Genomic DNA, 13679 nt, shown 5'->3' on the forward strand with positions numbered 1-13679 from the left:
TGCCAACAATATGACAGTATGGCGTAAAAAAACAAAAATCCAGAAAAAATTTCTGGATTTTTTATTTTAGATAAGAAAATTCTTAATTAGAAAATCTCTCTTCCGGAAAAATGGAATTGAGCTTCGATAAGAGCATTCTCGTTAGAATCTGAACCGTGAACAGCATTCTCTCCGATGCTTCTTGCAAACATCTTTCTGATCGTTCCTTCCGCAGCTTCAGCCGGGTTTGTAGCTCCGATCAAAGTTCTGAAATCTTCAACAGCATTATCTTTTTCAAGAACAGCAGCAACGATTGGCCCAGAACTCATGAAATCTACCAATTCTCCGTAGAAAGGTCTTTCAGCGTGAACTTCGTAGAATTTTTTTGCATCAGCAACAGTAAGTTGAGTTAATTTCAAAGCTTTGATTTTAAAACCACCTTCTGCAATTTTACCTAATATAGCACCGATATGTCCGTCTGCAACAGCATCAGGCTTAATCATAGTGAATGTAATGTTAGACATAAATGTATATTTTTTTAATGCCGCGAAATTACGAAAAATATTTTTGATTTTAATTTTAATTTTTTTTTAACATAAAAATAACTTTTATTAAGAAATGGTGAACAAAAGTTGGCACAGTAATTGTTTATTTTATTCCGATTCTCATGTTTAATTTGAGTTTTCATGGTTATTAGTTTTTACCCAGCCTCGGCTGGGTTTTTTATTGCCTAATACTCCCCAAAAAGATCATCCAACTCAAACATTATGACATAGTTAAACTCCTGTTTAACTAAATTTTAAACAGGATATATTATATTTTGTTATTATTAAGTAAATTTATTTTTGAGACAATTCTTCCGCTTCGTCCATCAACTTGATGTAAGTCGAATATCTGGTTTCTTGAATTTCGCCCGTTTCCAATGCGTCAAGAACGGCACATTTTGGCTCATTGATATGCATGCAATTGTGAAATTTGCATTCTTTTCTCTTTCTAAAGATCTCAGGGAAATAATGCTGTACTTCTTCTTTTTCAATATCAATCATTGCAAACTCGCGGACTCCAGGAGTATCAATCACATTTCCACCAAAATTCCAGAAATGCATCTGGGCAAAAGTGGTTGTGTGCTTTCCTTTAAGATGCGTGTCTGATATTTCAGAAGTTTTGATATTCAAACCTGGCTGTAAAGCATTCACCAAGGTAGATTTCCCACATCCGGAATGGCCGAAGAAAACAGAAGTTCTGTCTTTTAGAAGTTCCTGCAAATCGTTCAAATTTAATTGAGAATAAGAGGATATTTCCAAAGTATTGTATCCGATGTCCTGATAAACAAACTCGATATCTTTTACCAATTCGATTTCAGGTTCATTTAAAACATCCATTTTATTGAACAAAAGTAAAGGCTCAATATTGTATGCTTCACAGCATGCCAAAAATCGGTCTAGGAAACCAAGAGATGTTTCGGGATGTTTTAAGGTAAAAATAAAGCAAGCGACATCGATATTGGATGCAATAATGTGTGCTTCTTTTGAAAGGTTAACAGATTTTCTGATCAGATAATTTCGTCGTTGTTCTATTTTTGTAATCCAAGCGACATCATCCTGTTCCAACTGAAATTCCACAAAATCTCCTACAGCAAGCGGATTGGTAAGTCTGGTTTTAATTAATTTGAATTTGCCACGAATTCTGGCCTCGAAAATTTTACCAGTTTCCATTTCTAAAACCTGATACCAACTTCCTGTAGATTTAATGATTTTTCCTTTCATATATATTACTGGGTGCAAATATAAGGAATTAGGAAATAGGGCTTAGGGTTTAGGTTTCAGATATTAGAAAAATTTTACGCGATCCTACTAATTCCTGAAACCTAAACCCTAAGCCCTAAATAAAACTACTTTCTATCGATCATAATGCTATTCTGCACCTCAATGGATTCTTCGTGAATCGCTTTGAAAACTTTCTCGATAAAATCCTGAGACATACCTGTTTCCCTAGCTTTTTGAGTAGCGTATTCTGTGATCACTTTCCAACGTTCCGGCTGGAAGATGGCGATATCATTCTCTTTTTTAAGCTTACCAATTTTTTCTGAAATTTTCATTCTTTGAGAAAGAAGTTCAATCAATTGGAAATCCAGATCAGAAATTAATGTTCTGTGTCTTCCCATTTCACCGTCAAAACCTGCCAATCCGGAGTTTCTGATTTTTAAATTTCCGATTAATTCAGCTAAAACTTCCGGCGTGATCTGTTGAGATGCATCACTCCAAGCTTCATCAGGATTGCAGTGAGATTCGATGATCGCACCTTGGTAACCAACGTTCATTGCTTCCTGCGTGATGTCTGCCAAACCAGTTCTGTTACCACAGATGTGAGATGGATCGATCAACATTGGAATATTCGGGAACTGACTTTTGAAATCTAATGCAATCTGCCAGTTCGGATTGTTTCTGTATTTTGTTTTTTGGTACGTAGAAAAACCTCTGTGTATTGCTCCAAGGTTTTCAATTCCTTGTCCTAATAATCTTTCTAACGCTCCGATCCATAATGCTAAATCTGGGTTTACAGGGTTTTTAACCAAAACCGTTTTATTCGTTCCTCTCAAAGCCATTGCAATTTCCTGAACGGTAAACGGATTTACGGTAGAACGCGCTCCGATCCAAAGAATATCCACATCAGCTTCCAATGCAGCAAAAACGTGGTGCGCGTTGGCAACTTCTGTAGCCGTTTTGAAACCGTATTCTTCTTTTACTTTTTTTAACCAGTTTAGACCGATCACTCCTACTCCTTCAAATCCGTTCGGTTTTGTACGGGGCTTCCAAATTCCTGCACGGAAAATAGGAACCTGCGCACCTGTTTCTTTAATTCTCCTTGCTGTCTCCAACATCTGAGCTTCACTTTCCGCGCTACATGGCCCTGCAATCATCATTGGTTGAGGGAATTCGTTGATCCAGTCGTTTTTTAAGTCACTTAAATTCATATCGTTAATTTATATATTTATTTTTACTGTTTATATCAATAGGCAAATGATTATAAAATTTAATTTATAATTTCTTTCAAAAAATGCCGTTAAAAAAATTAAGTGGGATTAGGAATTATGATAGAAAATCAATCTATTCCTTGTATTTTTTTGAGAAAGAAATTTAGTTAGTAATACCAATAAAATCGATAATACGTTCCAAAATTTCTAAGATAGCTAAAAGATAAACCAAAATAACTGCTAAAGAAATCAGCAGTTGCAAAACCAAAAAGGTTTTTAGAATTAGGTTTATGTAAAATTGTTTGTTCCACTTTTAAGTTGTGAATCTTCTATTTTCAGCTATTAAATTTATAATTTGTGTTTGTCAAAAAGTTATTTAAAACAAAATTATTTGACAAATATATAAAATTATGACAAATCAAACTTCATTAAATCATCAAGATCTTTCAGTAAAGGATTTTTCTCAATAAACTTTTCGAATATCTTCTTAGTCGTAACAACCTCAATTTTAAGGCTTTCGAAGTCTCTTTTGTATTCAATTTCAATAGAATAATTATGTACTTTTCTTTTGAAATGATTAAAAAATTCTCCGCTTATTTTATCAAATTCCACTTTTGCAGAGTCTGAAGGATAAGAAACCTGAATATTATGCTCGTCTATTTTAACTAATTTAAAAGCTTTAATAGCATTAAAAACAAATGTATTCTTGGATTGCAATTGTTTCAATAGCAAATTCCATTCCATTTGTAAATCAGTTTCTGTAAAATGATTTTGTGGAAGGTCTTCAGTTTTTGTGGCAAGCGTGCTATCTTCCTTTTTTTCAACTTTCTCTTCTTTGTTCATAAAAGAATTGATACTGAAACCGGAAGAAGATCCTTGTTTAGATAAAGGTTTGGAAGTTTTTTTAATAACAATTTCCTGAGGTTCATTAGAAATTACAGGTTTTTCAACCTTTTCTTCTTTCTTTACCTCTATTTTTTGCGGAATTGCTACTTCAATCTTTTCATGAAGGAAGGGCGCTAGTATTAAGAACTTTTTTTTTTAGCAAGGTCAGCATTAGCCGTCAGTGAGGACAATTGCATTAACGCAATTTCTACCGTAAGTCTTGGATTCTTTGAGTTCTTATAATTGATATCAGCATGATTACAAATCTCGATACCATCTATTAATTGTTGAGCGTTCCATTTTTGGCCTTGCTCTACAAATTTGGTTTTTGTTTTCTCTCCTACTTCAATTAAATCAATTGTAGAAGCATTTTGAGCCATCATTAAATCTCTGAAATGATTTCCTAATCCTGCAATGAAAATATGAGAATCGAAACCTTTTTTTACAATTTCATTAAAAGCAAAAAGTACTTCGGGAATTTTATTTTCTTTGGCAAGATCAACAATATTTAGATATTGATCATAATCTAAAATATTAAGCACTTCGGCAGCTTTTGCCAGCGTAATATTTTTCTGAGAAAATGTAGATAGTCTGTCAAATATAGAAAGAGCGTCTCTTAAAGCTCCATCGGCTTTTTGAGCTATTAAATATAAAGCATCATCTTCATATTGAATATTTTCTTTCTGAGCAATATTTCTAAGGTGTGACTGAATATCTTCAATCACAATTCTTTTGAAATCGTAGATCTGACAACGCGATAAAATCGTTGGGATGATTTTATGCTTTTCTGTGGTTGCCAAAATAAATATTGCATGTGCAGGAGGTTCTTCCAGCGTTTTAAGAAAAGCATTGAAGGCAGCAGAAGACAGCATGTGTACCTCATCGATGATATATACCTTGTATTTACCAACCTGAGGAGCAAAGCGCACCTGATCTATCAACTCTCTGATATCATCAACAGAGTTGTTGGAAGCAGCATCTAGTTCATAAATGTTGTACGCGAAACCATCTTCTGAAACGGAACCGTCTTTTTCGTTGATCTTTCTGGCCAAAATTCTGGCACAAGTCGTTTTACCAACGCCTCGGGGTCCACAAAACAGTAAAGCCTGAGCCAACTGATTTTCTTCAATTGCATGTTCTAGCGTATCCGTAATATGAGATTGCCCAACAACCGTGTCAAACTCTTGTGGGCGATATTTTCTTGCAGATACGATGAAATTTTCCATTGGTCAAAAATAAGAAATATTGTTCTAATTTGAAAATTTAAATTTTCAAAATTTCATGTAAATCTTACTTTTCTACAAATGGAAAACTTCAAACATCTTATTTTTTATCTTCGTAAGCAAAGTCGATCAACTCAACGATAGCTTTTTCAATTTCTGCTCTACCTTCGTCAGTTTTCATATCGATACCACAAAACTTGTTTGCGTTGTATCCTGTGTAAAGATTTAAGTAATATGCTCCAGAAATAATTAACGCCATAATTGCCCTGTACCTAGTAGCATTCTCTCCAAAATGAGGGTCTGTAATATGCTGGAATAACATATCTCCCACTTCTTCACGCTGCTCTACTAATTTCCTAAGAATAGGTTTACTTTCTGAAAGCTCCCAAAGAATGATCTTCTGAAGTTCTTTGTTCTTTTTCAAGTTATCAAACTGGTTAAGCAATGCCATTTTTGACAATTCTTTACCTCCGTCTGAGATATCAACTTCTACATTTTGATTGAATTTCGTCCAATAATCCTGAGATTTGATATACTCATCGATCAACTTATCAGTGCTTCCAAAATATTCATAGATAAGTTTTTTGTCGAAACCTGCAACGGCAGCGATCTTACTTACTTTTAAACCTGAGTAACCTTTTACTCTTAAAATTTTACCAACTGCGGCAAGTAATTTCTGTTTAGTTTTTTCTTTGTCCCTTATGGGACCTTGCACAACTTTTCTGGGCATAATACTAGTATTATTTTATTTTTTTGCAATATGCAATTTTTTGTTTATATCTTCAAACGCATTCAACGTTTTATCAAGATGTTCTCTTTCATGCCTCGCCATTACACTCATTCTGATACGCGCATCTTTTCTGGGAACGGCAGGATATAAAATCGGGTTTGTATAAATCCCTCTTTCAATAAGTAGTCTTCCGACGTCTCCTGTTACATAAGGATCACCGATTTTTACCGGAACGATCGCAGAGCGCGTAACTCCTGTATCTAATCCTAAATCATCCAACCCTTTTTTGAAATAATTAATATTATCCCAAAGCTTCTGTCTCCAGATAGGCTCTTCATCAATTAATTCAATAGCCTTTATAATTCCTGCAGAAGAAGGCGGTGCCGTTGCAGAAAAAATCTGTTGTTTAGACTGGAATCTCAAAATTGCCGCTATTTTCTTATCTGCAATTACATATCCTCCCAAATTACCGAAAGTCTTACTAAATGTTCCTGTAATAATGTCTACTTTATCCAATAGATCGGCTTCTTCAAGCGTTCCTCTTCCTGTTTCTCCTAAAATTCCAACTCCATGCACATCGTCCACCATTAAAAAAGCATTATACTTTTTTACTAACGCATAAATCTCTTTTACATGCGAAGTATCCCCATCTTGTGAGTACACTCCATCTATAACTACGAGTTTTGTACGATAAAGGTTTTCTGAAGTCTTCAAAATGTGTTCCAAAGCTTCTAAATTGTTGTGAGGAAACGTTTTTTTATTTGTATAGGCACATCCTTCATGCACACTTGCATGTACTGCCATGTCTAAAATAGCGATATCCTCTTTCTGCATTAAGCACTGCAATGTAGCGCTATTAGCCGTATATCCTGTAGTAAAAACTACTGCTTCCTCCTCCTTTCTTCCAAAAAAAGAAGAGATCTTTTTTTCAAGATCATTATGGTAATCGAAATATCCTCCGATAAGCGGTGTAGCACCTGTTCCAGTCCCGTATTTTTCAATTCCGTCAATTGCTGCCTGTTTTACTTTCGGATGTTGTGTAAATCCTAAATAATCACTGGAAACAAAACTTACATATTCTCTATCATTATTGGCAATATTTACATGAACTAAAGAGTTAGTTCCTGTTGTATTTTTTAATCTGTAATTCATGTGTCCGTTGGACTTCATAAATTCTAAAAATTCATAAAAAATCTCTGCTCTTTGAGATATATTATAGTCCGGAATATTCTCAAAATCCTTAAATGTGGCTGTTGTAAAGTTAATGTTCATCCTTAATTTTGTTAGCTGTTTAAAGAACAAATATATGATTATTTAACATGGCTGACTTTGAATTTTCAATTAAAATTTATTATGCATATAATATTTCAATCATATGGTTTGAAAATCAACATATTTCACACTTATTAGACCATTTTAATATTTATTAACATATCTAAAAACCTTTTCATTTAAATAAAATTAATGAAAAAAATAACACAAAACCTCATCAAAAACAAAAAAAAATGGCCACTTTCGCAACCATCTCACTTAAATATGAAATATTTAACTATTTACTAGATAACTCCACATTTATTCAACGAAAAAGTCAATTAATAAAAATTTTATTTTAGACTTAATAAAAACTGTCATTAAATGCCTTAATGGAGTTTTTTACATTCAGTTTTTCAAGGATATTTTGGCGGTGACGGCTGACGGTATTTACGCTTATAAAAAGGAATTCTGCAATTTCTTTACTTGTGAAACCTTCGCCTACGAATTTCAAGACTTCCAGTTCTCTTTGAGATAAGATATTTTTATAATTTAATTTATCTTCAACAACCACTTCCCCCTTCGTAGAATTTATAATTAAAAAATCAGAAGGCAAAAGAATTGACTGATCCAAAGCTATACTGTACAAACAAAGCGCGAACCTCAGCTTATTATTGTAAGGTGAATAGGTGTAAAACATACGATGCTGCACAAATCTGTATTCGTCATTTTTATCTTTCATGCGAATTCTGGATACGACATTGTAATTAACGCGGTCTTCAGGTTTAAGCGAATCCATTAATTTAAAAAAGCGTAATTCATGGATGTATTTCTTCAACTTATCATCAGGATGAATTTTTTTTAAGATCTCTTCTTCCCAAATTGAATCTATAATGGCTGGATTTTCCTTAAAATTCAAACCTAATTCCAACGCAGATTTTGAAGTGTAGACGTAGCTTTTATTGGCCTGCATATCACTCAACACCGAAATAACATTTTCGATTTGAGAATACATTGATGCCTGTTGTTTATATATCTCAATATCCAACAGACAATTGCTTCCATTTTTGTTAAGCAGTGTTTTGTTAAGCGTGTCTAAGATCTCCATAAATGGTTATTTATAAGTATTGATGATACAACGGTAAAATTTTACTTTTGCTAAATTAATACTTTACACTCAGTTATACCGATAAAGAAAGAGAATGAAGAGAATAATTTTAAGTTTCTGTGTGCTTCTGTTGGCTCAGAAAAGTTTTGCTCAGACATTGGAAAAAATGACATGGTTCAACGAACCTGAAAAATGGGAAATTAAAAACAATGCTTTATCAATGTTCGTCACTCCTCAAAGTGATTATTGGAGAATTTCGCATTATGGCTTCACAGTAGACGATGCACCTTTCTATTACACAACTTATGGTGGAGAATTTGAAGCGAAAGTAAAAATTACAGGAAACTATAAGGCAAGATTTGATCAAATGGGATTGATGCTTAGAATTGATAAAAACCATTACATCAAAGCCGGCGTTGAATTTGTAGACGGAAAATACAACCTCAGTACCGTTGTCACTCATACAACAAGCGATTGGAGCGTGATCACATTAGATAAAACACCTCCCGCAGTTTGGATAAAAGCGGTAAGAAGGCTTGATGCAGTAGAAATTTTTTATTCTTTTGATGACAAGAATTATATTCTGATGCGTAATGCACATTTACAGGACAACACCCCCGTCATGGTTGGTTTAATGGCTGCGTGCCCGGATGGAAATGGTTTCAATGCAACCTTTGAAAACTTCAAAGTGAAACATCTTGCAGATGAAAGACGCTTACAATGGCTTGAAAACCATAAATAACGATTGAATTACACTTCAATATACAGTCAATTTTTATTAACCTCTCATTTTTTTGGGAGGTTTTTATTTTTTAAGCTTTAGTAAAATAAAAAACCGGATAAAATTATCCGGTTTGTATTTGTGTGTTTTAGAATCTGATTGTGTGTTTATGAAAAATAAGAAACTATTTTGAGGGAAAATAATTTCTTAAAAGGAAAGTTATTAATCAAGTCTTGTAAGCGATATTCTATAACTTTTAGCAACGTTTCCATTATTCGTTATGTTAATTGTTCCCGCAGAAGGCAATGTTATGGTATAATCAAAACCAGCTGGACTACTTGTATCAGCACAGCCCGAAACTCCGCTCCATGAAACTCCTACAGTATTTCTTACTGTTTGAGTAAATACAGGACGGCTTCCATTACTGCTTACTAGCCCATTTTGCCCATTAAGAGCATAAAAGTTATTTGTACCAGCACTATGAACTAAAAACTCTGTTGTCGCAATATCAGCACAACCATTAATGACTACAACCGTAACTCTATATGCTCCATCTGCCAAACCTGTAATTATTGACCCTGAAGCACCACTCGCAATAGCGGATGTATTTGATCTAAATCCACCATAGGTACTCGATGTTGAACCTTTTACCAAAACACCAGTAGGATCAACATAAACAGGTGATATCACAGTACTTCCTGCAGCCTGGTTAACTGTTCTTACTCTTGTTGTACCGTTTACGTCCAAAGTATTTGTTGGCGCGGTATTGTTACCAATCCCAACGCTTCCTCCAACAGCACTGATAGTAGCATTTGCTCCAGAAGTACCAAGGGCTCCACCCAAAAATGCATTCCCGCCTTCGGTTAATATTAAACGGCGTACACTGTTGGTACGGTCAATAATACTGAATTGAGAAGTAGGTGATGTTCCTTCAGGATCAAGCCCCCACAAGGAAGTAGCATTACTAAGTCTAACTTCCGCTCCTTCTACATGAAGTTTGGAGGCTGGTGTTGTAGTTCCAACTCCCATATTCCCGTTGGATAGCATAGTAGCTACCGTTGTTAATGTCTGCCCATCACCGTAAGTTCCCACAGAGTTTGATCCTACATTAAACTGCAACCCAGATTCTGCTCCCGAAACGTTAATAGAAGGAATACTTGGAGTAACATTAAACCAAATATTATCCCAACTTCCACTACCCGTAGAGCTTTTCATACCAAAAGTAGTTCCTACGATATCCAGTTTTGCAGCGGGTGCCGTATTGCCAATTCCAACTCTTCCGGTATTGGCGTCTGTAAGATACATAAGCTCATTAGGAGTAATACCAACACTAAAAGATAGATAACGAGGACCTACTGCAGTACCTGTAGACGTATCCCCAAAATTAATACGAGAAATAGGCCCCGGAAAAATAGATGATGAAGACTTCATATTAATTCCAAAATTATCTGTACGGTTACCGTAACCAAAACCGTCTTGGCCGACATTAATATCTAAAGCATCTTTACTTAAAGCTGTTGTCACTGCAGCATTAAGAAACTGCCCTCCTTCTACATGTAGTTTTCTTGTAGGAGCAGCAGTTCCAATACCTACTCTATCATTCGCGGCATCTATAGAAAAGGTAGCTCCATCTACTGAAAATGCATTTGTTGCACTTGCTGTAAATGCCAAAGTATTGGCAGCCTGAGTTACAATTCTATTCCCATCTAATGCACCATTAGAGTTATAAATATTAAGATTAGAAAATATCGCATTACTTGGGTTATGCATTTTCACCCATGCCGTACCATTATAATAATAGTAACCTACAGCATCTATATTAGCAGCAGCCCCTGTTTGCAATCCTGTAGCTGCATCATTTACATAGATTAAAGTAGAAGTAGGAACACCTGTCATAACCTGAGCTCTCTGCCTGTCCACTCTAGGCACAAGCATACCATCTACATTTGTTGCAGGGCCTGTGGCATTTTTAGCGAGAATATCAATAGTAGCAGTTGGCGAAGGTGTATTAATCCCAACCTGGGCGTTAATCTGAATAGCAAAAACTGAAATAGTCATTACAATAGTTAATACTGTTTTTTTCATATGTTACAAGTTTTTTGGGTTTTGGTTTTGTGAAAATACAAATTTTAATTTATAAATTCAATAATAATATTAAAAATTGAATACTATTATTAATCAAATAATCATTTGTTAAGTAAATATTAATAACAATATGATATTTTTAATATATAATGAAGATTTAATTAATTTTTAAAATCTGTTCAAGTGTAGATTTGATCTACTTACTATAAATATTTCACAAAACTATCCAAAAGCTAGTATTAAATATTCATTATATCAATAATTAGTGAATATTTAAACTGACTTAACTCAGGTTAATTTAAAGAGAAATAATATTTTACTGAGTAACGAGAAAAGTATAAAAAACAGTCATCGCTTTCTTTTCATAAGCATCCTTTAAGGAAATTAGCATTGCAGTTCGGATCATATTTTTCCCTTTGATTGGAACAGTAATCAGGTCGTCTTTTTCTGTAACTGTAGTTTGTGCGAGAATGGTAAACCAATTACCGCTTTTCGTTAGCTCAAGCAAAGTGGGAATATCATTAATTTCAATTAAAATATTTGGTGATAAATTGTTGTTTTTAAAGGCTTCGGTTACAAATTTTGTTGTGCTGTAGCCTTTTGTTGGCAATGCCAATGGTAAATCTGTAATTTCTTTTAAAGTGATACTTTCTTTATTCTTAAAATCAGATTTTTTTGAAGCTACCAAAGTCATCGGAGAAGTAAAAAGCGGAGTATAATTGAATATTTTCTCCTTATTCCCTTCAGCAAAAGTAAGGGCAAAATCGAGTTCTAGATGGGTTAATTTTTCAATTAATTCTGAAGTTGTTCCAAAAATGATATTTACCCTCACGCCTGGATATTGCACAGAGAACCTAATGAGTGCTTCGATTAAAGTAGAACGCATTCCGTAAGTAACTCCGATTGTAAGCTCCCCGGTTTTAAGATCTTTCAAATCTCTTAAAGCCAAAAAACCTTCCTGTGATTTTAGAAGGCTTTTTTCTGCGTATTCTGAGAAAACAGCTCCAGCTTCCGTTAATGTAATGCGCTTCCCTATCCTATTAAATAATGGAATGCCCAATTCATCTTCAAGCTGTTTGATCTGCTGTGAAAGCGTGCTCTGACTTATAAATAAATGATTAGCTGCTTCCGTAAAATTAAGCAGTTCCTTAGCTTTAAGAAAATAACGAATTTGTCTAAGTTCCATAGTTGTAAATCGGTTTTAACAATGAATATTGTCGAAATAACACGTTTTACAAATTTAGAAAATTTAGCAACGATTAAAGCTTTTAAAAATATCTATTTCGGAAGCTTTTCCATCTTTAAATGTAATGGCAAAAATAGTTCTTCTGCCGAACCATGTTTTTTCTAATTCATAAGTCCAGGTTTCATTATTAAAATAATTAAATCCATCTCCTAGTTCTTGCTTGATTTGATTGCGGGATTTACCAACCAAATGGTTGAAATTTTCTTTTTTCATCTTGTGTGTTTTATAAATGTTATCAAAATTATTTACATGCAAAAATATCGTCAATATTTGACAAGATTTCTACTACAACTTTACTTCTCCCTTATAAATCAATAGAATATTTGGTTAAAAAATAAATTGTAGTAATAATGTAGTATTGAAATATGAAAGACTAATTGTGTTTTTTTTTGAAAAATTTAGCTTTTACCAAAAACTTTTGACAGTTTTATTTCAGAAACATTTTCATTTTTAAAGGTCAATGAGAGAATAATTTTTCTGAAGAGCCAGGCTTTTCCGACTTCATAAGTCCAGATTTCATTATTAAAATAATTAAACCCATCTCCTAGTTCTTTGATAATTTCATTGCGCGATTTACCCAACAAGTGGTTAAAATTTTCTTTTTTCATTTTGTGTGTTTTATTTTTATTATCAAAACAAGTACCAAAATGTTAAAATCTGTATTTATCAGTTGTTACAAGTAATTAATTTAGAGTTAATTAAAATAATATTCTAAAAGATATTTCCACTTTTACCCATATATTTTTAAGTTTTATTGGTTCTAAAGTGATGATTCAAAATTAAAAAATATTATTTATCGAATAATAACATCTACATACCACAAAAATGACAACAATAATTAAAGTTTAAGGAAAAATAATACATAAACAAGAGGTTTTATTACAAATTTTTAATATTTTTGAAACAATGTAAGTATTTTGGTTAGGTTTTTGAAGTGAAATATTTTATATAAAATTAAGCTAGTCACTTATTTTTTTAATCATTTAAATATTAATATCATGAAACCTTCGAACTTTACTTCATCACGAAAAAAGATTATTCTGATATTGAAAAAATCATTTTCAATTCCCGTCTGTTGATCTTTTACAGATCCACTAAACGTGTTTTAAAAATATTACAGACTCACTAAAACTCTCACCACATCATGATTTTTGAAAATGAACAACATTCTGTTTTACAGGATACGCATAATCTTTCGTTTGTAGCAAACGTTATTAATTTCCATGGAGATAAATCTTTCATTCTAAATTCTTTACATAAAATAAAAAATAATACGATTTGTAAAATCAAACGAAAATTAATCAATAAATATATTAAAGATTACACGCTTCATCTCAATCAATATATTGAAAATGAAGATATCAATTCAAAGCCGGAAAACTATGAGCTTTCACCAGCTTATGTGAGACAGTCTTATAATAAGGTTGTAAAAGAAAATGAATATTTACAGAGACTTTTAACGATTATCAATGATTAA

At 33.3% G+C, this 13679-nt stretch carries 14 protein-coding genes; 2 read left to right on the top strand and 12 right to left on the bottom strand.

What is annotated here, in order from left to right; genetic code table 11:
* Positions 1 to 86: 86 nt before the first annotated feature.
* From AC1Q7L_RS04325 to AC1Q7L_RS04360, 8 genes are all read right to left on the bottom strand, one after another.
* Positions 87 to 503, bottom strand: a complete 417-nt coding sequence (locus AC1Q7L_RS04325; protein ID WP_066758910.1) for a nucleoside-diphosphate kinase — start codon at positions 501 to 503, stop codon at positions 87 to 89.
* A 315-nt stretch (positions 504 to 818) separates the two neighbouring features.
* A complete protein-coding gene (gene rsgA / locus AC1Q7L_RS04330; protein ID WP_123984264.1) occupies positions 819 to 1745 on the bottom strand; it encodes a ribosome small subunit-dependent GTPase A in 927 nt (308 codons plus the stop codon).
* Positions 1746 to 1870: 125 nt separating this feature from the next.
* Positions 1871 to 2953 carry a chorismate mutase gene (locus AC1Q7L_RS04335; protein ID WP_066758914.1) on the bottom strand — a complete coding sequence of 361 codons (1083 nt, stop codon included), beginning with the start codon at positions 2951 to 2953 and terminating at the stop codon, positions 1871 to 1873.
* A 408-nt stretch (positions 2954 to 3361) separates the two neighbouring features.
* Positions 3362 to 3796 (bottom strand): DUF8439 domain-containing protein, encoded by a 435-nt coding sequence (locus AC1Q7L_RS04340; protein WP_492306547.1) that lies wholly within the window; start codon positions 3794 to 3796, stop codon positions 3362 to 3364.
* 182 nt (positions 3797 to 3978) lie between these two features.
* On the bottom strand, positions 3979 to 5064 hold the full coding sequence (dnaX, locus tag AC1Q7L_RS04345; RefSeq protein ID WP_072406777.1) for a DNA polymerase III subunit gamma/tau: 1086 nt from the start codon (positions 5062 to 5064) through the stop codon (positions 3979 to 3981).
* Between the two features lie 97 nt (positions 5065 to 5161).
* Complete coding sequence (locus AC1Q7L_RS04350) at positions 5162 to 5791, bottom strand: TetR/AcrR family transcriptional regulator (protein ID WP_072406779.1); 630 nt, start codon at positions 5789 to 5791, stop codon at positions 5162 to 5164.
* A gap of 15 nt (positions 5792 to 5806) precedes the next feature.
* Positions 5807 to 7063, bottom strand: coding sequence for an aminotransferase class I/II-fold pyridoxal phosphate-dependent enzyme (locus tag AC1Q7L_RS04355; RefSeq protein ID WP_410690248.1), 1257 nt, complete (start codon positions 7061 to 7063; stop codon positions 5807 to 5809).
* 343 nt (positions 7064 to 7406) lie between these two features.
* Positions 7407 to 8150, bottom strand: coding sequence for a response regulator transcription factor (locus tag AC1Q7L_RS04360; RefSeq protein WP_492306548.1), 744 nt, complete (start codon positions 8148 to 8150; stop codon positions 7407 to 7409).
* 94 nt (positions 8151 to 8244) lie between these two features.
* On the opposite strand from AC1Q7L_RS04360, the gene AC1Q7L_RS04365 reads away from it, so the two are divergent.
* The gene (locus tag AC1Q7L_RS04365; RefSeq protein WP_492306549.1) at positions 8245 to 8892 is read left to right on the top strand and encodes a DUF1349 domain-containing protein; all 648 of its coding nucleotides are present in this window, start codon (positions 8245 to 8247) and stop codon (positions 8890 to 8892) included.
* A 201-nt stretch (positions 8893 to 9093) separates the two neighbouring features.
* Here the strand turns inward: AC1Q7L_RS04365 and AC1Q7L_RS04370 are convergent, their stop codons facing one another.
* The 4 genes from AC1Q7L_RS04370 to AC1Q7L_RS04385 all read right to left on the bottom strand — a co-directional run bounded on the left by AC1Q7L_RS04370 (position 9094) and on the right by AC1Q7L_RS04385 (position 12810).
* Positions 9094 to 10956, bottom strand: a complete 1863-nt coding sequence (locus AC1Q7L_RS04370; RefSeq protein WP_492306550.1) for a phage tail-like protein — start codon at positions 10954 to 10956, stop codon at positions 9094 to 9096.
* Positions 10957 to 11272: 316 nt separating this feature from the next.
* The gene (locus tag AC1Q7L_RS04375; RefSeq protein ID WP_492306551.1) at positions 11273 to 12142 is read right to left on the bottom strand and encodes a LysR substrate-binding domain-containing protein; all 870 of its coding nucleotides are present in this window, start codon (positions 12140 to 12142) and stop codon (positions 11273 to 11275) included.
* Between the two features lie 63 nt (positions 12143 to 12205).
* Positions 12206 to 12415, bottom strand: coding sequence for a hypothetical protein (locus AC1Q7L_RS04380; protein WP_410690242.1), 210 nt, complete (start codon positions 12413 to 12415; stop codon positions 12206 to 12208).
* A 185-nt stretch (positions 12416 to 12600) separates the two neighbouring features.
* Complete coding sequence (locus tag AC1Q7L_RS04385; protein WP_492306552.1) at positions 12601 to 12810, bottom strand: hypothetical protein; 210 nt, start codon at positions 12808 to 12810, stop codon at positions 12601 to 12603.
* A 536-nt stretch (positions 12811 to 13346) separates the two neighbouring features.
* Between AC1Q7L_RS04385 and AC1Q7L_RS04390 the strand changes: the two genes are divergently transcribed.
* The gene (locus tag AC1Q7L_RS04390; protein ID WP_492306553.1) at positions 13347 to 13679 is read left to right on the top strand and encodes a hypothetical protein; all 333 of its coding nucleotides are present in this window, start codon (positions 13347 to 13349) and stop codon (positions 13677 to 13679) included.

The organism is Chryseobacterium sp. GW823-FHT05E08, from assembly GCF_058795655.1.

What these genes read in the sequence shown, in the direction of transcription:
- dnaX (WP_072406777.1), bottom strand. Translation starts at nt 5,064, where the DNA reads ATGGAAAATTTCATCGTATCTGCAAGAAAATATCGCCCACAAGAGTTT.
- AC1Q7L_RS04340 (WP_492306547.1), bottom strand. Translation starts at nt 3,796, where the DNA reads ATGAACAAAGAAGAGAAAGTTGAAAAAAAGGAAGATAGCACGCTTGCC.
- AC1Q7L_RS04355 (WP_410690248.1), bottom strand. Translation starts at nt 7,063, where the DNA reads ATGAACATTAACTTTACAACAGCCACATTTAAGGATTTTGAGAATATT.
- AC1Q7L_RS04360 (WP_492306548.1), bottom strand. Translation starts at nt 8,150, where the DNA reads ATGGAGATCTTAGACACGCTTAACAAAACACTGCTTAACAAAAATGGA.
- AC1Q7L_RS04375 (WP_492306551.1), bottom strand. Translation starts at nt 12,142, where the DNA reads ATGGAACTTAGACAAATTCGTTATTTTCTTAAAGCTAAGGAACTGCTT.
- AC1Q7L_RS04335 (WP_066758914.1), bottom strand. Translation starts at nt 2,953, where the DNA reads ATGAATTTAAGTGACTTAAAAAACGACTGGATCAACGAATTCCCTCAA.
- rsgA (WP_123984264.1), bottom strand. Translation starts at nt 1,745, where the DNA reads ATGAAAGGAAAAATCATTAAATCTACAGGAAGTTGGTATCAGGTTTTA.
- AC1Q7L_RS04365 (WP_492306549.1), top strand. Translation starts at nt 8,245, where the DNA reads ATGAAGAGAATAATTTTAAGTTTCTGTGTGCTTCTGTTGGCTCAGAAA.
- AC1Q7L_RS04380 (WP_410690242.1), bottom strand. Translation starts at nt 12,415, where the DNA reads ATGAAAAAAGAAAATTTCAACCATTTGGTTGGTAAATCCCGCAATCAA.
- AC1Q7L_RS04385 (WP_492306552.1), bottom strand. Translation starts at nt 12,810, where the DNA reads ATGAAAAAAGAAAATTTTAACCACTTGTTGGGTAAATCGCGCAATGAA.
- AC1Q7L_RS04350 (WP_072406779.1), bottom strand. Translation starts at nt 5,791, where the DNA reads ATGCCCAGAAAAGTTGTGCAAGGTCCCATAAGGGACAAAGAAAAAACT.
- AC1Q7L_RS04325 (WP_066758910.1), bottom strand. Translation starts at nt 503, where the DNA reads ATGTCTAACATTACATTCACTATGATTAAGCCTGATGCTGTTGCAGAC.
- AC1Q7L_RS04370 (WP_492306550.1), bottom strand. Translation starts at nt 10,956, where the DNA reads ATGAAAAAAACAGTATTAACTATTGTAATGACTATTTCAGTTTTTGCT.
- AC1Q7L_RS04390 (WP_492306553.1), top strand. Translation starts at nt 13,347, where the DNA reads ATGATTTTTGAAAATGAACAACATTCTGTTTTACAGGATACGCATAAT.